Source organism: Streptococcus mitis (assembly GCF_905187535.1).
GTDB classification, from domain to species: Bacteria; Bacillota; Bacilli; order Lactobacillales; family Streptococcaceae; genus Streptococcus; species Streptococcus mitis_BS.
Genome location: NZ_CAJJIE010000013.1, coordinates 43,801 through 66,138, shown reverse-complemented (window position 1 = coordinate 66,138; position 22,338 = coordinate 43,801). Strand labels below are relative to the sequence as shown.

Sequence of the window (22,338 nt, the reverse complement as noted above, 5' to 3'; positions counted from 1 at the left end):
ACGAGTGAAAAAAAGACAAAACAAAGCAAAAAATAATCTACTGTGGCAGTATGGTCTAGGGATGACGATTTTGTTTGTGGTTATCAGTGCTTCCTTTCTGTATCTAGTGTTTCTGAGTATGAAACCCTATCAAACTGCTAAAAGTGAAGGAGAAAAATTAGCTCAGCAGTATGCAGGATTAGAGCAGGCTGATCAGGTTGACTTATACAATGGCTTGGAATCTTATTACAGTGTTCTTGGTCATAATAAACAGCAAGAAGCACTTGCTGTCCTGATTGGGAAAGATGACCATAAGATTTACGTTTATCAGCTAAATCAAGGTGTTTCACAGGAAAAAGCAGAAGCTGTTTCTAAGGAAAAAGGAGCTGGCGAGATTGACAAGATTACCTTTGGACGTTATAAAGACAAGCCAATCTGGGAAGTCAAGTCAGGCTCCGATTTTTATCTAGTAGATTTTGAAACAGGAGCATTGGTCAATAAGGAGGGCCTATGAAACTATCCAACCGTGTTTTAGAAATGGAAGAAAGTGTGACTCTGGCTAGTGATGCAAGAGCAAAGAAGTTAAAGGCTGAAGGAAAAGATGTACTTTTCTTAACTTTAGGTCAGCCGGATTTTCATACTCCCAAAAATATTCAAGATGCAGCTGTTGCAGCCATTCGAGATGGACGTGCTTCTTTCTATACGGTAGCTTCAGGTTTGCCTGAGTTAAAAGCAGCAGTCAATACCTATTTTGAGTGTTATTATGGTTATTCCGTAGCGGCCAACGAAGTCACATTTGCTACTGGTGCTAAGTTCTCACTCTATACTTTCTTTATGGCTGTGGTCAATCCAGGTGATGAAGTGATTATCCCAACCCCATATTGGGTCAGCTATGGAGATCAGGTCAAGATGGCAGAAGGTGTGCCAGTCTTTGTTCCTGCTAAGGAAGACAATCACTTTAAAGTGACCGTAGAGCAGTTAGAAGCAGCTCGCACAGACAAGACCAAGGTTTTGGTGTTGAATTCGCCATCCAATCCGACAGGAATGATTTACACCCGTGAGGAACTCTTGGCTATCGGGAATTGGGCTGTTGAACATGACATTCTCATCCTAGCAGATGATATTTATGGTCGTTTGGTCTATAACGGGAATGAGTTCGTACCAATCTCTAGTCTATCAGAAGCCATTCGCAAGCAAACCATTGTCATTAACGGTGTATCAAAAGCTTATGCCATGACAGGTTGGCGGGTAGGTTATGCAGTGGGTGATCCAGAAATCATTGCTGCTATGAGCAAATTGACAGGTCAAACAACTTCTAACCTAACTGCTGTTTCACAATATGCAACTATTGAAGCCCTAACTGGACCGCAAGATTCTGTGGAAGTTATGCGTCAAGCATTTGAAGAACGTCTCAATATCATCTATCCACTCTTGTGTGAAGTCCCTGGTTTTGAAGTGGTCAAACCGCAAGGAGCCTTCTATCTCTTCCCAAATGTCAAAAAAGCTATGGAGATGAAAGGTTATAGCGATGTAACAGCATTTACAACGGCTATTCTTGAAGAAGTTGGTCTGGCCTTGATTACAGGAGCAGGATTTGGAGCTCCAGAAAATGTCCGCCTCAGCTATGCGACAGACTTAGATACGCTTAAAGAAGCAGTTAAACGCTTGAAAGCATTTATGGAAAAATAAAAGAAAAAGAAAAGGAAAAATAATGACAAAACGTGTAACGATTATTGATGTAAAAGACTATGTTGGTCAAGAAGTGACGATTGGCGCTTGGGTTGCCAACAAATCAGGAAAAGGTAAAATCGCCTTTTTGCAATTGCGTGATGGAACAGCCTTCTTCCAAGGTGTAGCCTTTAAACCAAACTTTGTCGAAAAATTTGGTGAAGAAGTGGGACTTGAGAAGTTTGATGTCATCAAACGCTTGAGCCAAGAAACTTCTGTTTATGTGACAGGGATTGTCAAAGAAGACGAACGTTCTAAATTTGGTTATGAGTTGGACATTACAGACATCGAAGTAATCGGTGAATCTCAAGACTACCCAATCACACCAAAAGAACACGGAACAGACTTTTTGATGGATAACCGTCACTTGTGGCTACGCTCTCGTAAGCAAGTAGCGGTTATGCAAATCCGTAATGCTATCATCTATGCAACTTATGAATTCTTCGACAAGAATGGCTTCATGAAGTTTGATAGCCCAATTCTTTCAGGAAATGCGGCAGAAGATTCAACAGAACTCTTTGAAACAGACTACTTCGGAACGCCAGCTTACTTGAGCCAATCAGGTCAGCTTTACCTTGAAGCAGGTGCTATGGCTCTTGGTCGTGTCTTTGACTTTGGTCCAGTATTCCGTGCTGAAAAATCAAAAACACGCCGTCACTTGACTGAGTTCTGGATGATGGACGCAGAGTACTCATACTTGACACACGATGAATCACTTGACTTGCAAGAAGCTTATGTGAAAGCTCTTCTTCAAGGTGTTCTTGACCGTGCGCCTCAAGCCTTGGAAACCTTGGAACGTGATACAGAACTCTTGAAACGATACATTGCAGAGCCATTCAAACGTATCACTTATGATCAAGCCATTGACCTCTTGCAAGAGCATGAGAATGATGAAGATGCTGACTACGAACATCTTGAGCATGGTGATGACTTTGGTTCACCACACGAAACTTGGATTTCAAACCACTTTGGTGTGCCAACATTTGTCATGAACTACCCAGCAGCCATCAAGGCCTTCTACATGAAGCCAGTTCCTGGAAATCCAGAGCGCGTGCTTTGTGCAGACTTGCTTGCTCCAGAAGGCTATGGAGAAATCATCGGTGGCTCTATGCGTGAGGAAGACTACGATGCCCTTGTTGCTAAGATGGATGAACTTGGCATGGATCGTACAGAGTATGAATTCTACCTAGACCTTCGTAAATACGGTACAGTTCCACATGGAGGATTTGGTATCGGTATCGAGCGTATGGTAACCTTTGCAGCAGGAACAAAACACATTCGTGAAGCTATTCCATTCCCACGTATGTTGCACCGTATCAAACCTTAAATAATGAGATGAAAGTAAAAGGTCAAATCGGCCTTTTACTTTTTTTAAAAATGAAATCACTTAAAAATAAGATTAATATATATATATATATATATATATAGAAAAATACATATTTTGGATATAAAACGTAGACAGTTTAATTGAAATAATGTTATAATGTAAGTTAGGAATGAAGTACCTAAGTGCAGCTATCTGACTTTCTGAATCAGGCTGAGAATGGGGGTGTTGTTTAAATACTTGGGTGTAATTCCGCAATTAACATATATTTTAAAAAAGGAGAAACCATGTATTCAAGAATGGAAAAATATCACGGACAAAAAGTGCAACGCTTTTCAATCCGTAAGTATAGTTTTGGTGCGGCATCAGTAGCTGTAGCAGCTTACATGATGTTTGGTGGAGCAGCAACTGTTCAGGCTCACGAGCAAGGTACATCAACTACAGTGACTAGCGAAAAGGTTAACTCTGATGCTGGAAATCAAGCAGATTCAAGCAAGCCTGTAGATTCAACTGGAACTGCTACATCAACAGCTGAGCAACCAGCAACACCAGCACCAGCAACACCAGCACCAGCAACACCAGCACCAGCACCAACTACAAAGGCTGACACAAGCAAGTTGGAAGCAGCTGTTGCTCGTATGGAAGCAGCCCTTGGCAAAGCAGTTCTAACTGAAAAGACTGCCTCCGCCATTGAAGCAGCAAAAGCAGAACTAGCAAATGCAAAAGCTTTAGAAGCAAACGAAAAAGCAACACAAGCAGATGTAGATAAAGCTGCTAAAGAATTGAATAACAAAGCTTTCGTTCTTGAAAGTATGCCGAAAGCAAAAGCAGAGAAGAAAGAAGAAAAAGAAAACAAAAACCAAGATTCACGTAATGGAAAAGCGATTCCTGGTCAAGGTGAAAGTGGATTTAGAACAGTAGATACAACTGCAGCTAACTCGGCAGAAGAAGCAGCTAAATACAAAGCTGAAAGAGATAACGCTTTAACTGAATTACAAGCAAATATTGCTAAAGTTCAAGCTAGACTTGATGCGGAAAAAGCAAAAGATCCGAATAAAAAAGACCAAGCTGTAATTGATACTTACACTAAAGTTATTGAAAAAGCTAATGGTGTAGTAACGAAAGCAAACGCTGCAGATGCAACATCAGCTCAAGCAATGAGTCAACAAGCAGAAGCTGTTAAATCAGAACGTGATTTATTAGCATTCTATTTAGCTGGAAAAACTGAATTAGGTGCTCCTGTTAGTGAAAACCACGTTGCTTATGGTAACAACCCTAAAAACGGTGTATTCGAAAGCTTAAAAGAAGGTTTCGGAGACAAAGTAACATTCACTGATGCAGATAAAAAATCAGAAACAATTGCTAAACAATACGAAAGTGGTCGTGACATTACTAATAAAGTAAATAATGTTCCAAATGCAAAAGATCCAATCGGTAGTGCAACATATAACTGGCAAGAAAAAGCTATTACAAAAGCTGATGCAGAAGCTGGTATGTTAAATGGTTGGAAAATTGAAAAAGGGGACAAAGTTAATGCGGTTAAACCTCTTGATGTGACAAATGTTACAGATAAAGATGGACAACCAAGTACACGTGAAGTTCCTAAATCAAAAATCTATTCAAACGATGGAGAATTGAAAAAATACCAAACATCAGGTGAGAAAAGTTATGTTAATGGTAGTGGTGCTGTTCCTTCAGTAACTCCAACAATTGATGTAATGAGAAAAAATGTGTTTGGTGAAGTTAAAAACCGTGATTACTACCTTGAATTAGGAAGTAAAGGTACAACACTTTCTAAAGAATTCGATGTAAACGGAAATTCTCGTCTAAATGTTAACTTAATTCATAGTGCAGCATACGGTGGTACTACAGCTACTTCTGCAGGTGAAAGAGTTAAATTAACAATCGTAGATGCATTTACTGGTAAAGAAATCAAACCAGTTGAAGGTAAAAATGGACCATTAACAACAGAACAAGCTGCTTTGGCTGCTAATGGATGGAACCACTTAGACCGTATTTATGATATTCCAGCAGAAACTACAAAAATTAAAGTGTTAATTGAAGCTGGAAGTCAAGGAACAAATACTTTAATTAATGATAACAAAATCAATATTAAAGATGGTTACTTAATCGGTGGTATTGGTATCGCAACTGCTCCATCTGCTGAAGTATTAACTAATGTTCGTTCAGGAAACAAACGTTTTGAATTCGGATATACAAAAGATACAATTTATGATAAAGGTCAAAAAGGTGTATTTGATATCGATATTAAAAACACTGGTGGAATGAATATTGACTACTATGCTGCATCAAATGTTGAAGTGACAGTAGAAGTTCCTAAAGGTGTAACGTTAGAAGATAAAATCTACAATGCCAATGGTGGATCAAACTGGTTAGGAAATGTTTGGGCAAATACAATCAAATGGGTTCCTAACGATCCAAGTGATAACTCAAAAGGTGGAAAATTAACTTATAACGTACCAGCCGGAAATCGTATGGCTGCTGCAGAGACAAACTCTCGTAAAACAAGTATTCCATTTACAGCAGCAGATAACTTCGTAGGACCAGCTGACTTTAAAGTAACAGTTAAGAGTGGTTTTGGAGATACGGATGCAGAAGGTAACAGACTGTACTCATATACTGCAAATGGATTAAAACCAGCTTATGAAAATGAATTTAACCGTAATGGTTTAGCAAATTCAGATGATCCAAACCACAAATATGGTAGAGAAATCTTCATTAATAGTTTACAAACTAACTCAGTCATTACCGTACCAATTAACACAACTGATGAACAATTAAAAGCAATTGCTTATGCGAAAGCTCAAGAAGCGATTAAAACTCCAGAGTTTACTAAATTATTAAACGATGTTACTGGTACAGCTGCATTAGGTGACACTAATGGTTCAACTTTTGTTAATAAAGATGATATCGCAATTACGAAAGTTGCTGAAGATGGTCGTGGTGTTGTAAAAGTACCTGTAACTTATACCGTAGATGGTAAAACTTATGAAACAACAGTTGATATCGAAGTAAACGTTGTAGAATCTAAGACAAAACCTATTGTAGTATTTGAAGGTGATAAAATTACACCAGCAAATGTTAAAGAAAAAGTTGAGCCAAGTGAAATTGATGGTAAAAAAGGTACAGCTAATGAACCAAAAGCAAGTGATATCTTCAAAACTGATGGAAAAGCTGGAGAATCAGAATTAAAAATTCCAACAACAGTTACTCACAATGTAGATGGAACTGAAGTTACAGAAGATGTAACAGTACCAGTTACTGTTCTTCCTAGAACAGAAGGTGAAGTTGACGTACCTAAAGGAGCTACTCCAGATAAAGTTAAGGATACTTTAAAAGCTAAAGCAGAAGAGTTAATTAAAACTCCTGACTTCCCTGCAAAAGTACCAGAAGGATATACAGTTACTGTAGGAGAAATTCCTGAACTTCCTGCTGATATTGCTAATAAAAAAGGTGAACCAGTAGTTGTAAAAGTTCCAGTAACATTTACATCTCCTGATGGAACAACGTATACTTCAGAAATCCCAGTAACAGTAAATGTTAAAGGTTCAGAAGTGAAACCTGTATATGTAGTGGAAGGAAACCAACCAAAACCAGCCGATGTTAATGAAGCAGTTACACCTGACAAAGGTGGAGATTTAACTCCTGTAACTGAAGCTGACATCAATAAAGACGTTCCTACAGATAAAGTTAAAGTAGGAGCAACTGATTTGTCAGTTAAAGCAACTGTTAAATACCCAACTGGTGATGAAACTGTAGACGTTCCAGTTAAAGTATTACCAAAAGCAACACCAACAGGCGTGACAGTACTTAAAGATACTGATGATACAGCTCTAACAAATGTTGTGAAAGAAAAAGCGAATGAAGCAGTAAGTAAATTAACAAACTTACCAGCTGGAATTACTGCATCACTAGATGAAAGAGAAACTTCTTACACATTACCAAAAACAGATTCAAATGGGGACAAAGATACAGTTCCTGTAAAAGTATTATATAAAGATGATAAAGGTAATGTAGTTGGTGAAGATACAATTAACGTACCAGTTAAAGTAGTAAGCTCAACACCAAAACCAGTAGTAGTGTTTGAAGGTGAAACACCAAAATTAGACAAAGATTCAGTGACACCAGGTGAAGGTGGAACAGTCGGAGAACCAACATCAGTTCCATCTACAAAAGATAAAGCTGGAGCTACAGATGTATCAGTAGATGTACCAGTAACTTACGATAATGGAAAAGTAACTGAAACAGTTAAAGTACCAGTAACCGTATTACCAGTAGCAAAATCTGATGTAACAGTAGCTAAGAATACTACTCCAGATAAACTGAAAGAATTAGCAAAAGATAAAGCTAAAGAAGCTGTTGAAGCAACAGACTTCACATCTAAATTACCAAATGGCGCGAAAGTAACTGTTGGCGATGTGACTGAAGATGTATTAGCTAAAATAACAGCTGAAAAAGGTACAAACACAGGAACTGTTAATGTGCCAGTAACCTACACAGTTGATGGAAAAGATTACACAACTACAATCCCAGTAACAGTAAATGTTAAAGGTTCAGATGTAAAACCTGTATACGTTGTAGAAGGTGACAAACCAAAAGCTGATGATGTAAATAAAGCAATCACTCCAGATACTGATGGAACTAAAACACCAGTAACTGAGGATGACATCAACAAAGCTATCCCAACAACAGATGGCAAAGTTGGATCTGAGGATGTTAAAGTTACTACAAAAGTAACATATCCTAACAATGTTGAAGAACCAATTACAGTACCAGTAACAGTATTACCAAAAGTTAAACCAGAAGGTGTAACAGTACCGAAAGATGCTGATAAGACTGAATTAGCAAAAGTTGTTAAAGAAAAAGCAGAAGAAGCAGCTAAAAAACTTGAAGGACTTCCAGACGGTGTAACAGTTACAGTAACAGATGTTAATACAACTCCTGGAACAGATACTGTAGGTAAACAAACTCCAGCAACTGTAACAGTTGAATACAAAGATAAAGATGGAAACAAAATCACTAAAGTGATTGAAGTACCAGTAAACGTTGTGTCTTCAACACCACCATCAGTAGTAGTATTTGAAGGTGACACACCAAATTCTGAAGAAATTAAGAAAGGTATTACACCAGGTGAAGGTGGAACAGTAGGAGACCCTACAAAAGTTCCATCTACAGTAGGAAAAGCAGGGGATAAAGACGTTGAAGTAGAAGTACCAGTAACATACGGAAATGGTAAATTCAAAGAAAACGTTAAAGTTCCAGTAACAGTACTACCAAAACCAAAAGCTGGAGAAGTTGTTGTACCAAAAGATCTTTCAGAGAAAGAATTAAAAGATAAAGTTGGTAAAGATGCAGAAAATGCAATCAACAACGAAGAATTCAAGAAAAAACTTCCTGAAGGAGCAACTGTTAAAGTTGATTTAACAAATGTTACAGTACCAAAAACTTCAGAGCCAGGAAAAGCTGGAGAAGTAGAAGTACCAGTGATTTACACTGTCAATGGTAAAGAGTACAAAACAACAGTTAAAGTACCAGTAACAGTGGTTGAAGGTAAAGAACAACTTGTACCAAAAGGTGATACTCCAGATCCAAAAGATAACATTACACCAGGAAATTACCCAGAAGGAGCTACATTCGAATACGATACACCAGTAGATACTTCTAAACCAGGTAAAAAAGAAGCTGTTGTTATTGTTAAAGATAAAGATGGTAAAGAAATTGTACGAGTTCCTGTAGTAGTGAATGTGGTAGAACCAAAAACAACACCAATTATCGTTCCGGAAAGAACTAAATTAACTAAAAAAGATGTAGAAAAACACATCGAAATCCCAGGAGTAACTGGATGGGAAATCGTTGGAGAACCAGAACTTCCTGAAACATTCCCTGCAGGTGTAAGACCATCAGCAACAGTTACAGTTAAATTACCAAACGGTAAAACAATGAAAGTACAAGTACCAGTAATTGCTACACCAACTGTAACACCAATCGTTGTACCTCAAGGAACAACAATTACACCAGATGATGTGAAGAAACACGTCAACATTCCTAAAGAATCAGGATGGGAAATTATTGAAGTTGGAGAAATCCCAACAACTGAAACACCTGGAGAAAAAACAGCTGTTAAAGTGAAGGTGAAATTACCAACTGGTGAAATTATCGAACTAGAAGTGCCAGTAAAAGTAACACCTAAAGAGTCTACAGGTCTTATTCCAGCACCAGTTCAGCCTGATCAAGTTGTTACTTATTTTGTAGATGAAAATGGTAAAACTATCTCTTCAAGCGAAAATGGCGCACAAGCTCCTAAGGCTATTTCTGGATATGAATTCCAAACAACTACAAAAGATCCAAATGGAAATCTTGTACACCACTATAAGAAAGTGGCAACACCACAACCTGCTGGACCAACAGCTCCTGAACAACCTGCAACTCCTGCAGAACCAGGACAACCAGCAACACCAAATCAAACTCAACCTGCAGCACCAGCTCAAGCAGATGCATCAGTAGCAACTGACACAGCTGCTAAACCAGCAACACCTAAATATGTTGAAGGTCAAAAAGAGTTGCCTAACACAGGTACAGAAGCCCATGCAGGTCTAGCAGCACTTGGACTTCTTGGAGCCCTAAGTGGATTTGGACTTCTTTCTCGCAAGAAAAAAGAAGACTAAAAACTCATAGTTTTTGAGAAGATGATTCGTCATCTTCTTTTTTTGATGTTGCGATCGATAAAATACTATATATTTTTTTGAGATGATGGTTTGTCGGTTTCTTTTTGCATTTTTATGCAATATATATATATATATATATATATATTCAGGCATGTTTAGAAAGAGTCTGATAGTATTAATTTTCTGTATTTAAGACACAAAAATAATATAAGTGAATTGAATGTAAATGAGACATATTTATTGACTAGTTAATTTTATTTATGATACAATAATATAGTTGCTTTTATAAAAATCGACACATATGTTTATATGTAATTGTAAAATTTTTAGATTGAGATAAAAAGGAGAAAACATGTATTCAAGAATGGAAAAATATCATGGTAGAAGAGCCCAGCGTTTCTCTATCCGTAAATATAGCTTTGGTGCTGCTAGTGTCCTTTTGGGAACAGCACTCGTTTTAGGGGCTAACGGAGTAAAAGCTAATGAGACAGTATCTTCAGTGAATTCAGCTACTTCAGAACTATTAAATTCGGATAAAAATCTTTCGGGTTCAAGCTTAACAACTCCTGTTGTAGAAGAACTTCCAGAATTAAAGATTGATGCCGCAAAAGCAGATGAAAAAGCTGAAGTAAAAGAAGACACTAAAACTGATGAAAAATCAGTTGCAGAAAAAGAAGTTACTCAAGCTACTGCTGATAAAGAATCAGAAAAAGTAGCAAAAGAAAACTCTGAAAAAGATAAATCTGACAAAAAAGAAGATAAAGAAAAGACTGACAAAGAAACATCTGAGAAAGTTGAAACAGAAAAAGCACAAGATGATGTTAAGACAGTTCTGACTCAATTGACTTCAGAGGCTGATGTTATGGCAACAGTAGCATCAAACTTTTCAGATAAAGAGGCTAAAGATGTTGAAGCTAAACAAAAATTGTCAGCTGCAATTGCTGCAGTGAAGCTTGAAGCGGTAGCATCTAAAGGTTTGCTTTCATCTGATGCTTCTAAAGACCAAATGGTAGCCCAAGTAAACCGTCTTTCAGCTGCCATCGAAGCAGTCTATGCTGAAATGAAGCGTGCAGGACATGCAGGTAAAGTAGAAGCAGTATTAGCTGATACTGATTCAAAAATTACAGGTAGAGACGTTCTTAAAGATGGCGAAACAGTTAATGCTGTAACAAACGCTTATGTTGATATGAATGCTGATAATACAAAACCTGTAGGATGGGGATTTGATACAGTTATTCAAACATCAACACTTAAAGCGGGTTCTATTACAAAAATTGAACTTACTAACTTAGCTGAGCTAGGTGCTGGTTTGGCAGTAAATACGGAAATCAGAGAGACAGATGGAACAGTAGTTGGTAAAGTTAAATCTATTGATTATAAAACAACTACAGGAAATAACAATAACAAATCTACACCATATTGGGCGCAACGTACACAACGTGGTATGACTTATGATCAGCGTGTTGCTGAGCAACCAGCGGTAGCGAATGAAACTGGTACATATACTTACAACATCGAGTGGAACGATAAAGTAAAAGACTATCCGAATGTGTCGTTTGGAGCGAGTAATTTATCGGGGAGTGGATACTATGCACCAGAAATTTCAAAAGATACTCCGTATACAGCAACTATCAAAATTGATGGGCGTACAGTTCTTGAGCATACTTATACAAGAAAAGGTCAACAACCTAGCTATCAAAAACAAGGTACTAGTGCATCACTAAGTGAAAACAATGGATTGACATACCTTAACAATGAGCAAATAGGTAGAAGTGATTCAATCGTATTAAAAACTGATTCAGATATTCGTTATGGAGTAGGATCTAAATTCACTATTAAACTTCCAAATGCAGATTTTACTGAATTTAAAGAACTTGAAGGAAGTTCTAAGTTTGTAAATGGATTAAATACAGCGTCAACTATTAATCCTAATAAAGGAGATAGTATTACATATCGTCCTGCTAGTCGTTGGGCTAATGTTAAAGCTAATGAAAACAACGTTTGGATTCTGAACGATGGTCGTGATAGTGGTTTCACATTAACGCCTCGATTGATCTCACCAACTGAGTTAGAACTTACAGTTACAGAAGGTGCTATTCAAGAAGGTTCTACAGTATCTATGCCTTTACAATCTTTAGGTATTGAAAAAGTAATAAAAGACAAAACTTTAACAAGTGAATATTCTAATATTACTTATGAAAATGGATTAATTAAAGAAGGTTATGTAGGAAACGATAAAACTGCAGCAACTCTTACTGTATCAGGTGGAGAATCTGTTAACGGTGAAAAAGAAGATGTTATAACTACAGTGCCAAATGGTTGGAAAATTGTAGGTGATGGTAAAGTTCAAGGTGAGCCACCAACAGGAGCTGTTGTTAGAACATTCAAAGATCTAGTAACAGGTGAAGTTATAGGTTTTGAACCAACAAGATATACGGGGAATATACCTTTAAGTGAAGATGGTTCGAAAGATTATACTAATGTACTTGGAAATAAATATGATGTAAGTAATGATCCCGTAGACTTAGTTAAAGAAGTTAATGGAGAAGAATACATTCTTGCAGATATCCCTGCTGAAAATACAAAAGGAACACTAAGTGTTACGAAGACAAGAGCAAGAGATTTATATTCTGAAGAAGAATTAAAAGCTAAAGGTATAAATGGATCTGCATTTGTTACCCCAGCACAGTATGATTATGTTAAGAAAACAAAAGTAGAAGAAGTAAACCGTACAATTAAATTTGTATATGCGGATGATGTTAAAGACCTTGCAGGTACAGAAGTATTCCCATCACAAAAACAAACTGTAAGCTACACAGGTTCAATCAAGTTAACTGCAGAAGGTAAAGCGGTAATTAACTCTAATGACAGACCAGTTTATATTAACTGGAAAGGAACTGATGGACAAAGCACTGATCTTCCAGAACTTGCAGTACCTCAAAAAGAAGGTTACATCGCAAGTGTAGAAAAAGTTCCAGTACAAGCAACAACAGCTACAGATGAAGATTACGAATATGTTGTTAAATATACAGCAATCCAAAAAGCGAAAACAACATTTGTAGACGAAAAAGGAAATGCAATTCCAGGAGTAGCTGAAATTACTGAACAAGGTGGATCAGAAACTCCATTAACAAAAGAAGCTGAAGTAAAAGCTAAGATCAAAGAACTTGAAAACAAAGGATATGAATTAGTATCTAATACATACCCAGAAGGTGGTAAGTTCGATAAAGATGTTGATACTGATCAAGAGTTTAAAGTAGTACTGAAAGCTAAAGAAGTTACAGTCACTCCAAATAATTCAAAAACACCAGGAACTCCAGTAAATCCAAACAACCCAGACGGACCTAAATACCCAGCTGGACTTGAAGAAAAAGATCTAAACAAAACAGTCACACGTACAATCACATACGTATACGCAGATGGAACTCCAGTTATGGAAAATGGAGCACCAAAAGTAGTAACACAAGAAGCTAAATTCACACGTGAAGCAAAAGTAAACTTAGTTACAGGAGAAGTTACATACGGAGACTGGTCACCAGAACAAGACTTAGCTGAAGTTAAATCGCCAGAAATTGCTAAACATACAGTTAATAAAGCTACAGTAGCGACAGTGCAAGTAACTAGCGCTTCAGAAGATATTAATGAAGTAGTTACATATACACCAGTTCAAAAGGCAACAACAACATTTGTTTATCAAGATAAAGATGGTAATGTTAAACAAGTAGAAGGAAATGAACCTATTTCTGAAACAGGTACAAATGGAGAAAAACTTACAAAAGCAGAAGAAATCGCTGCGAAAATCAAAGAAGCTCAAAACAAAGGGTATGAAGTAGTTTCGAACAACTATCCAACAGATGGAGTATTCGATAAAGATGTTGATACTGATCAAGAGTTTACAGTAACACTTAAAGAACGTGTAGTACCAGTAACACCAGATCAACCAAAAACACCAGGAACTCCAGTAGATCCAAACAACCCAGACGGACCTAAATACCCAGCTGGATTAGAAGAAAAAGATCTAAACAAAACTGTCACACGTACAATCACATACGTATACGAAGATGGAACTCCAGTATTAAACGAAGACGGAACACCAAAAACAGTAACTCAAGAAGCTAAATTCACACGTGAAGCTAAAGTCAACTTGGTTACAGGTGAGGTTACATACGGAGGCTGGTCAGAAGCTAAAGACTTACCTGAAGTGAAATCACCAGTAGTTAAAGGATACTTAGCTGATAAAGCAACAGTACCAACTACAAAAGTAACTGTAGACTCAGAAAATACTACAGAAGTAGTAACCTACAAACCAATCGGTTCATGGGTACCAAACATCCCAGGACAACCAACAAGTCCAATCAAATATCCAAACGATCCAACAGATCCAACAAAACCAGGACAACCAACTGAAGTAGTACCATATGTACCAGGCTACACACCTAAGGATAAAGATGGTAATCCGTTGAAACCAGTTGATCCAAACGATCCAACTAAAGGATATGAAGTACCAAGTCTTCCAACAGATCCAAGTCAAGATACACCAATCAACTACGTAAAAGATACTCAAAAAGCGAAGACGACTTTCGTAGATGAAAAAGGAAACCCAATTCCAGGTGTTGATGCTATTACTGAAGAAGGTGACTCAGATACACCACTTACAAAAGAGGCTGATGTAAAAGCGAAAATCAAAGAACTTGAAAACAAAGGATATGAATTAGTTTCTAATACATACCCAGAAGGTGGTAAGTTCGATAAAGATAAAGACACTGAACAAGAGTTCAAAGTAACGCTTAAAGCTAAAGAAGTTACAGTAACACCAGATCAACCAAAAACACCAGGAACTCCAGTAGATCCAAATAACCCAGACGGTCCTAAATATCCAGCTGGACTTGAAGAAAAAGATCTAAACAAAACAGTAACACGTACAATCACATACGTTTACGAAGATGGAACTCCAGTGTTAAATGCAGACGGAACTCCTAAGACAGTAACACAAGAAGCTAAATTCACTCGTGAAGCTAAGGTTAACTTGGTTACAGGTGAGGTTACATACGGAGACTGGTCAGAAGCTAAAGACTTAGCTGAAGTTAAATCACCAGTAGTTAAAGGATACTTAGCTGATAAAGCAACAGTACCAACTACAAAAGTAACTGCAGATTCAGAAAATACTAAAGAAGTAGTAACCTACAAACCAATTGGTTCATGGATTCCAAACATTCCAGGTCAACCAACTAACCCAATCAAATATCCAAACGATCCACAAGATCCAACCAAACCAGGACAACCAACAGAAGTGTTACCATACGTTCCAGGATTCACTCCAGAAGATAAAGATGGCAACCCACTTAAACCAGTTGATCCGAAAGATCCATCAAAAGGATATGTAGTACCAAACATCCCAACAGATCCAAGTCAAGATACAGTAATTAACTACGTAGCCAACAAAGCTAAACTAGTAGTTAAATATGTAGATGAAAATGGCAAAGACTTAATCCCTTCAGAAACAACAGAAGGAAAAGTAGGAGATGAGTACACAACAACTGGAAAAGTTATTCCAGGACACCTACTTGTTCGTGTTGAAGGAGAAGCAAAAGGTAAGATTGGAACAGATGGTTCAACAGTAACATACGTGTACAAACCAATCGGATCATGGATTCCAAACATCCCAGGTCAACCAACTAATCCAATCAAGTATCCAAATGATCCACAAGATCCAACAAAACCAGGACAACCAACAGAAGTGTTACCATACGTTCCAGGATTCACTCCAGAAGATAAAGATGGCAACCCACTTAAACCAGTTGATCCGAAAGATCCATCAAAAGGATATGTAGTACCAAACATCCCAACAGATCCAAGTCAAGATACAGTAATTAACTACGTAGCCAACAAAGCTAAACTAGTAGTTAAATATGTAGATGAAAATGGCAAAGACTTAATCCCTTCAGAAACAACAGAAGGAAAAGTAGGAGATGAGTACACAACAACTGGAAAAGTTATTCCAGGACACCTACTTGTTCGTGTTGAAGGAGAAGCAAAAGGTAAGATTGGAACAGATGGTTCAACAGTAACATACGTGTACAAACCAATCGGATCATGGATTCCAAACATCCCAGGTCAACCAACTAACCCAATCAAGTATCCAAACGATCCACAAGATCCAACAAAACCAGGAAGTGATAAACCAGTTCTTCCATACGTCCCAGGTCATACACCTGTTGATGGAAACGGTCAACCACTTAAACCAGTTGATCCAAATGATCCAACAAAAGGATACATCAGTCCAGATATCCCAACAAATCCAGGTGAGGATACACCAATTAATTACATTCCAAATGTAACTCCAAATGGGGATCAGGACGGTTATACTCCACAACCAAAACCGCAACCTGAACAAGTTGTGACTTACTATGTGGACGAAAATGGTAAAGATATCGCACCAAGTGAAAAAGGAGCACAAGCTCCAAAAGGAATTTCAGGTTACGAATACGTAACAACTACGAAAGACCCTAATGGAAATCTTGTACATCATTACAAGAAAGTGGCAACACCACAACCTGTTCCATCAACACCAGAGACTCCTGAACAACCAGTAGCTCCAGTGCAACCGGAACAACCAACAACTCCAACCCAACCTGCTGTTCCAACACCAGCTGAAACATCAGTACCAACTGATTCAGCTACTCAACCAGCAACACCTAAATATGTTGATGGTCAAAAAGAATTGCCTAACACAGGTACAGAAGCTAACGCTAGCCTTGCAGCGCTTGGACTTCTTGGAGCCCTAGGTGGATTTGGACTTCTTGCTCGCAAGAAAAAAGAAGACTAAAAACTCATAGTTTTTGAGAAGATGATTCGTCATCTTCTTTTTTTATTTCGGTGTTTTTACTTGCGTAAAAAATTTTTTTCTAGTATAATAGTTTATTGTGAGCGAACCTCACTTACCCCTTGCAAAGTCTTGGGGTCATTAGACCAAAAGGAGGAACATATCAATGGCTAAATACGAAATTCTTTATATCATTCGTCCAAACATTGAAGAAGAAGCTAAAAACGCTTTGGTAGCACGTTTTGACTCTATTTTGACTGACAACGGTGCAACTGTTGTTGAATCAAAATCTTGGGAAAAACGTCGTCTTGCATACGAAATCAAAGATTTCCGTGAAGGACTTTACCACATCGTTAACGTTGAAGCAAACGACGACGTAGCTCTTAAAGAGTTTGACCGTCTTTCAAAAATCAACGCTGACATTCTTCGTCACATGATCGTCAAAACTGACGCTTAAGAAGGTAAACTATGATTAACAATGTTGTACTTGTAGGGCGTATGACACGTGACGCTGAGTTGCGTTATACCCCATCAAATGTAGCAGTTGCGACTTTTACTCTTGCAGTAAACCGTACATTTAAGAGTCAAAATGGCGAACGTGAGGCTGATTTTATCAATGTCGTTATGTGGCGCCAACAGGCTGAAAACCTTGCTAACTGGGCTAAAAAAGGCTCACTTATCGGGGTGACAGGTCGTATCCAGACTCGTAGTTACGATAACCAGCAAGGACAACGTGTCTACGTGACAGAGGTCGTGGCTGAGAATTTCCAAATGTTGGAAAGCCGTAGTGTGCGTGAGGGTCACACAGGTGGAGCTTATTCTGCACCAACTGCAAACTATTCAGCGCCTACAAATTCAGTACCAGACTTTTCACGTGATGAAAATCCATTTGGAGCAACAAATCCTTTGGATATTTCAGATGATGATTTACCATTCTAATGGACAACTAAAATTATAAAGGAGAAAAAACATGGCTCAACAACGTCGTGGCGGATTCAAACGCCGTAAAAAAGTTGATTACATCGCAGCAAACAAAATTGAATATGTTGATTACAAAGATACTGAGCTTCTTAGCCGTTTCGTTTCAGAACGTGGGAAAATCCTTCCTCGTCGTGTAACAGGAACTTCAGCTAAAAACCAACGTAAAGTAACAACAGCTATCAAACGCGCTCGCGTAATGGCTTTGATGCCTTTCGTAAACGAAGATTAAAGAAAAGACCCCGACGGGTCTTTTTTTCACGAGCTCAACGAGTCAAACCCCGGCTGGTTTTTTTTCTCTATAAACGTGCTATACTGATAGTAGGAATTTTTAAAGGAGTATCTTATGAAGGGAAACGCTGTTATTAGAAAAATGATTGAATCGGATATCAAACACCTGTCCCAAGGTTTTATCAATCAGGGTTGGCCTGGTAGAGAAGAAATTTTGGCTAGATATTTTCTGGAACAGGAAAGTGGTGAGAGAGAAGTCTTAGTTGCAGAAATTGATGGTGCTGCAGCGGGCTACGTTACTATTTCGCCCTCTGCTAAACATGGTCCTTTTGCAGAAGTCTATCCAGAATTATCAGATTTTAATGTGTTTGAGCCTTTTCGAAATCAAGGGATTGGGAATCAACTGCTAGAAGAAGCAGAAAAACGAGTCAAGTTTGTTTCGAGCAAGGTCACTCTTGGTGTAGGTTTACACTTAGGCTATGGCCCTGCCCAGAGATTGTATATCAGACGGGGCTACATTCCAGATGGGACAGGTGTCTGGTATCGAAATCAACCCTTGGAAATGAATGCAACTTGCCAAAATAATGATGATTTGGTTTTGTATCTAGTAAAGGAATTCGGATAAGAGACAAGGATTTTATTGGGGATGTGGGATTTGCCTACTTTATGGTATAATGGAAAGAGTTAGATTGAAAGAGGTAGTGAGATGGATGCGAAATTAAGATACAAGGCAAAAAAGATTAAGATTGTCTTTTTTGATATTGATGATACATTGCGGAATTCAAAGACAGGTTTTATTCCAGCTTCAATCCCAACTGTTTTTAAGCAATTACGTGAGAAAGGAATTTTGACAGGTATTGCTTCTGGACGAGGGATTTTTGGTGTTGTACCAGAGATTCGTGAACTCAAGCCTGACTTTTTTGTGACCTTAAATGGGGCTTATATTGAAGATAAAAAAGGTCAGGTTATTTATCAACATCAGATTGAGAAGTCAGATGTTGAGGAGTATATTTCTTGGGCTAAGGGAGAAGGAATTGAGTATGGCTTGGTTGGGAGTCATGATGCCAAGTTGTCGACTAGCACCGATATGATTAGTGAGGCTATCAATCCAATTTATCCCGATTTGGATGTGGATCCAGATTTCCACGAAAAAGAAGATATCTATCAGATGTGGACTTTTGAAGATAAGGGTGATGATTTGCATTTACCTGACAGTCTCTCAGACAAACTTCGCATGGTTCGTTGGCATGAGCATTCGTCTGACATTGTACCGATTTCAGGCTCCAAAGCGACAGGTGTGGAAAAGGTTGTGGAACACCTAGGCTTGAAACCAGAGAACGTCATGGTCTTTGGAGATGGCCTCAACGACTTGGAACTCTTTGATTATGCTGGAATCAGCGTTGCCATGGGAATTTCTCATGATAACATCAAAGAAAAAGCGGATTATATAACAAAAACATTAGAAGAAGATGGCATTTTTGATGCCTTAGAAGGATTTGGTATGGTAGAAAAAGAATTGCATTTTCCACAAGTAGACATTGAAACAGTAGAAGGTCCTCTTGCGACCATTAAGACCAATCACGGAGACTTGCGTATCAAGCTCTTCCCTGAACATGCGCCTAAAACAGTAGCTAACTTTGTTGCTCTTTCAAAAGATGGCTACTATGATGGAGTCATTTTCCATCGTATTATCAAGGATTTTATGATTCAAGGTGGAGACCCAACTGGAACTGGTATGGGTGGCGAGTCAATCTACGGCGAATCTTTTGAGGATGAATTCTCAGAAGAACTTTACAATATCCGTGGTGCCCTTTCCATGGCCAATGCTGGTCCAAATACCAATGGCAGCCAATTCTTTATCGTACAAAATCAACACCTGCCATATTCTAAGAAAGAAATTGCTCGTGGTGGTTGGCCAGAACCGATTGCGGAAATCTATGCGGAACAAGGTGGGACACCTCACCTAGACCGCCGTCACACGGTTTTTGGTCAGCTAGTTGATGAAGCATCTTACGCTGTCTTGGATGAAATTGCTGCTGTTGAGACAGGGGCTATGGACAAGCCAGTTGAAGATGTCGTGATTGAAACTATTGAAATTGAGGACTAAGATGAAAATCGGTGATAAGCTAAAGGGGCGTATTACAGGGATCCAGCCCTATGGTGCCTTTGTTGAACTAGAGACGGGTGATACGGGGCTGATTCACATTTCAGAGATTCGTACCGGATTTATTGAAAATATTCATGACGCCTTGAAAGTCGATGAAGAGGTTCAGGTTCAGGTAGTAGATTTAGATGAATTTACAGGGAAAGCTAGTCTTTCTATCCGCACTTTGGAGGAAGAAAAGCACCAGTTTCCGAGAAGGAGACGCTTTTCAAGCGACCGCTTTAACTACGGCTTTGCGCCTCTTAAAAGAATGATGCCAATTTGGACTAAGGAAGCCCTTCAACATTTGAAGAAGCAGAAGAATTAGTTAGAAATCTATATTCTTTGTAATGTTAATATAAATTTGCTATAATAGGACCATGGAAGAAGAACAATTATTAAAATCAGGAGAGCGCATTAACCAGCTCTTTTCGACAGATATTAAAATCATTCAAAATAGAGAGGTTTTTAGCTATTCGGTGGATAGTGTTCTCTTGTCACGCTTTCCACGTTTTCCTAAGAAGGGCTTGATTGTGGATTTCTGTGCTGGGAATGGAGCAGTGGGGCTTTTTGCCAGTACTCGTACTCAGGCACAGATTTTGGCTGTTGAGATTCAGGATCGTTTGGCGGATATGGCTGAACGCTCTGTCCGTTTGAATGGATTAGAGGAGCAAATGCAGGTCATCTGCGATGATTTGAAAAATATGCCTGCTCACATTCAGGGAAGTAAGGTAGATATGATTTTGTGTAATCCGCCCTATTTCAAGGTGGATCCTCATTCCAACTTAAATGAGAGCGAACATTATCTCTTGGCACGCCATGAAATCACGACTAATTTGGAAGAAATCTGTCGTAGTGCCCAAAGTATTCTCAAGTCCAATGGGCGTTTGGCAATGGTGCATCGTCCTGACCGCCTCTTGGATATCTTGGACATGTTGCAACGGCATAATCTAGCTCCTAAGCGCCTGCAGTTTGTTTATCCAAAGCGGGAAAAGGAAGCCAATATGCTCTTGATTGAGGCTATCAAGGATGGCTCGACAAGTGGTTTTAAGGTTTTACCACCTTTGATTGTCCACAATGATGATGGTTCCTATACGCCCGAACTCGAAGAGATTTATTATGGATCATAAGGCTTATATGTATGTGCTGGAGTGTCGTGATGGTTCCTATTATACCGGTTATACGACTGACGTGAGAAGACGCCTCGCTGTCCACAATAGTGGGAAAGGAGCCAAATATACACGAGCACGATTGCCGGTCAAACTCATCTATGCTCAAGGTTTTGCCAGTAAGGAAGAAGCCATGTCGGCTGAAGCCCTTCTCAAGCGTAAGAAGAGGCCACAGAAGGAGCAATTTTTATCTGAAAATCAAGATAGAAATTTACTTAGTCATTTTGAACAATTGTGAGGAGTCCTTTGACTCCTCTTACTTTTGTCAAAAAGCGAAAAAAATGCTACAATAAAGAGAATAAACAAAATGAGGTATTATCATGTCTAAGATTCTAGTATTTGGTCACCAAAATCCAGACTCAGATGCCATCGGGTCATCTGTAGCCTTTGCCTACCTTGCAAAAGAAGCTTATGGTTTGGATACGGAAGCTGTTGCCCTTGGAACTCCAAATGAAGAAACAGCCTTTGTCTTGAACTATTTTGGTGTAGAAGCACCGCGTGTTATCACTTCTGCCAAAGCAGAAGGAGCAGAGCAAGTTATCCTGACTGACCACAATGAATTCCAACAATCTGTATCAGATATCGCTGAAGTAGAAGTTTATGGTGTTGTAGATCACCACCGTGTGGCTAACTTTGAAACTGCAAGCCCACTCTACATGCGTTTGGAGCCAGTTGGTTCAGCGTCTTCAATCGTTTACCGTATGTTCAAAGAACATGGTGTAGCTGTACCTAAAGAGATTGCTGGTTTGATGCTTTCAGGTTTGATTTCAGATACCCTTCTTTTGAAATCACCAACAACACACCCAACAGATACAGTCATTGCTCCTGAATTAGCTGAATTGGCTGGTGTCAACTTGGAAGAATATGGTTTAGCTATGTTGAAAGCTGGTACAAACTTGGCTAGCAAATCTGCTGAAGAATTGATTGATATCGATGCTAAGACTTTTGAATTGAACGGAAATAATGTCCGTGTTGCTCAAGTAAACACAGTTGACATCGCTGAAGTATTGGAACGTCAAGCAGAAATTGAAGCTGCAATGCAAGCCGCTAACGCAGCAAATGTTTATTCTGACTTTGTCTTGATGATTACAGATATCGTCAACTCAAACTCAGAAATCCTAGCACTTGGTGCTAACATGGACAAGGTTGAAGCAGCCTTCAACTTCAAACTTGAAAACAATCATGCCTTCCTTGCTGGTGCTGTTTCACGTAAGAAACAAGTGGTACCTCAATTGACTGAAAGCTTTAATGCTTAAGATTTTGAGTGTTAATTCAAA

At 38.6% G+C, this 22,338-nt stretch carries 14 protein-coding genes; all 14 read left to right on the top strand.

The window, feature by feature from the left end:
- The first annotated feature begins 4 nt into the window (after positions 1-4).
- The 14 genes from JQ841_RS02900 to JQ841_RS02835 all read left to right on the top strand — a co-directional run bounded on the left by JQ841_RS02900 (position 5) and on the right by JQ841_RS02835 (position 22,317).
- Complete coding sequence (locus JQ841_RS02900) at positions 5-493, top strand: cell wall elongation regulator TseB-like domain-containing protein (RefSeq protein ID WP_203180077.1); 489 nt, start codon at positions 5-7, stop codon at positions 491-493.
- Complete coding sequence (locus tag JQ841_RS02895; RefSeq protein ID WP_203180076.1) at positions 490-1,668, top strand: pyridoxal phosphate-dependent aminotransferase; 1,179 nt, start codon at positions 490-492, stop codon at positions 1,666-1,668. The genes JQ841_RS02900 and JQ841_RS02895 overlap by 4 nt, the downstream gene beginning before the upstream one ends.
- A gap of 22 nt (positions 1,669-1,690) precedes the next feature.
- Positions 1,691-3,034 carry an asparagine--tRNA ligase gene (gene asnS / locus JQ841_RS02890; RefSeq protein WP_000167160.1) on the top strand — a complete coding sequence of 448 codons (1,344 nt, stop codon included), beginning with the start codon at positions 1,691-1,693 and terminating at the stop codon, positions 3,032-3,034.
- A gap of 284 nt (positions 3,035-3,318) precedes the next feature.
- The gene (locus JQ841_RS02885) at positions 3,319-9,717 is read left to right on the top strand and encodes a YSIRK-type signal peptide-containing protein (protein WP_238395584.1); all 6,399 of its coding nucleotides are present in this window, start codon (positions 3,319-3,321) and stop codon (positions 9,715-9,717) included.
- Between the two features lie 352 nt (positions 9,718-10,069).
- On the top strand, positions 10,070-16,543 hold the full coding sequence (locus JQ841_RS02880; protein WP_203180075.1) for a mucin-binding protein: 6,474 nt from the start codon (positions 10,070-10,072) through the stop codon (positions 16,541-16,543).
- Between the two features lie 163 nt (positions 16,544-16,706).
- On the top strand, positions 16,707-16,997 hold the full coding sequence (rpsF, locus tag JQ841_RS02875) for a 30S ribosomal protein S6 (protein ID WP_001151780.1): 291 nt from the start codon (positions 16,707-16,709) through the stop codon (positions 16,995-16,997).
- 11 nt (positions 16,998-17,008) lie between these two features.
- Complete coding sequence (gene ssbA / locus JQ841_RS02870) at positions 17,009-17,479, top strand: single-stranded DNA-binding protein SsbA (RefSeq protein ID WP_000609606.1); 471 nt, start codon at positions 17,009-17,011, stop codon at positions 17,477-17,479.
- Between the two features lie 31 nt (positions 17,480-17,510).
- Positions 17,511-17,750, top strand: a complete 240-nt coding sequence (rpsR, locus tag JQ841_RS02865; RefSeq protein ID WP_000068664.1) for a 30S ribosomal protein S18 — start codon at positions 17,511-17,513, stop codon at positions 17,748-17,750.
- A 114-nt stretch (positions 17,751-17,864) separates the two neighbouring features.
- On the top strand, positions 17,865-18,374 hold the full coding sequence (locus JQ841_RS02860; RefSeq protein WP_203180074.1) for a GNAT family N-acetyltransferase: 510 nt from the start codon (positions 17,865-17,867) through the stop codon (positions 18,372-18,374).
- An 81-nt stretch (positions 18,375-18,455) separates the two neighbouring features.
- A complete protein-coding gene (locus tag JQ841_RS02855) occupies positions 18,456-19,856 on the top strand; it encodes a bifunctional Cof-type HAD-IIB family hydrolase/peptidylprolyl isomerase (RefSeq protein ID WP_203180073.1) in 1,401 nt (466 codons plus the stop codon).
- Between the two features lies 1 nt (position 19,857).
- A complete protein-coding gene (locus JQ841_RS02850; protein ID WP_033677723.1) occupies positions 19,858-20,220 on the top strand; it encodes a S1 RNA-binding domain-containing protein in 363 nt (120 codons plus the stop codon).
- Positions 20,221-20,272: 52 nt separating this feature from the next.
- The gene (locus JQ841_RS02845) at positions 20,273-21,022 is read left to right on the top strand and encodes a tRNA1(Val) (adenine(37)-N6)-methyltransferase (protein WP_203180072.1); all 750 of its coding nucleotides are present in this window, start codon (positions 20,273-20,275) and stop codon (positions 21,020-21,022) included.
- On the top strand, positions 21,012-21,299 hold the full coding sequence (locus JQ841_RS02840) for a GIY-YIG nuclease family protein (RefSeq protein ID WP_203180071.1): 288 nt from the start codon (positions 21,012-21,014) through the stop codon (positions 21,297-21,299). The genes JQ841_RS02845 and JQ841_RS02840 overlap by 11 nt, the downstream gene beginning before the upstream one ends.
- A gap of 82 nt (positions 21,300-21,381) precedes the next feature.
- The gene (locus JQ841_RS02835; protein ID WP_203180070.1) at positions 21,382-22,317 is read left to right on the top strand and encodes a manganese-dependent inorganic pyrophosphatase; all 936 of its coding nucleotides are present in this window, start codon (positions 21,382-21,384) and stop codon (positions 22,315-22,317) included.
- The last annotated feature ends 21 nt before the right edge of the window (positions 22,318-22,338 follow it).

Coding starts and splice junctions, on each gene's coding strand:
- JQ841_RS02845 (WP_203180072.1), top strand. CDS start 20,273: ATGGAAGAAGAACAATTATTAAAATCAGGAGAGCGCATTAACCAGCTC.
- rpsF (WP_001151780.1), top strand. CDS start 16,707: ATGGCTAAATACGAAATTCTTTATATCATTCGTCCAAACATTGAAGAA.
- JQ841_RS02880 (WP_203180075.1), top strand. CDS start 10,070: ATGTATTCAAGAATGGAAAAATATCATGGTAGAAGAGCCCAGCGTTTC.
- JQ841_RS02860 (WP_203180074.1), top strand. CDS start 17,865: ATGAAGGGAAACGCTGTTATTAGAAAAATGATTGAATCGGATATCAAA.
- JQ841_RS02895 (WP_203180076.1), top strand. CDS start 490: ATGAAACTATCCAACCGTGTTTTAGAAATGGAAGAAAGTGTGACTCTG.
- JQ841_RS02885 (WP_238395584.1), top strand. CDS start 3,319: ATGTATTCAAGAATGGAAAAATATCACGGACAAAAAGTGCAACGCTTT.
- JQ841_RS02850 (WP_033677723.1), top strand. CDS start 19,858: ATGAAAATCGGTGATAAGCTAAAGGGGCGTATTACAGGGATCCAGCCC.
- JQ841_RS02855 (WP_203180073.1), top strand. CDS start 18,456: ATGGATGCGAAATTAAGATACAAGGCAAAAAAGATTAAGATTGTCTTT.
- rpsR (WP_000068664.1), top strand. CDS start 17,511: ATGGCTCAACAACGTCGTGGCGGATTCAAACGCCGTAAAAAAGTTGAT.
- asnS (WP_000167160.1), top strand. CDS start 1,691: ATGACAAAACGTGTAACGATTATTGATGTAAAAGACTATGTTGGTCAA.
- JQ841_RS02840 (WP_203180071.1), top strand. CDS start 21,012: ATGGATCATAAGGCTTATATGTATGTGCTGGAGTGTCGTGATGGTTCC.
- JQ841_RS02835 (WP_203180070.1), top strand. CDS start 21,382: ATGTCTAAGATTCTAGTATTTGGTCACCAAAATCCAGACTCAGATGCC.
- ssbA (WP_000609606.1), top strand. CDS start 17,009: ATGATTAACAATGTTGTACTTGTAGGGCGTATGACACGTGACGCTGAG.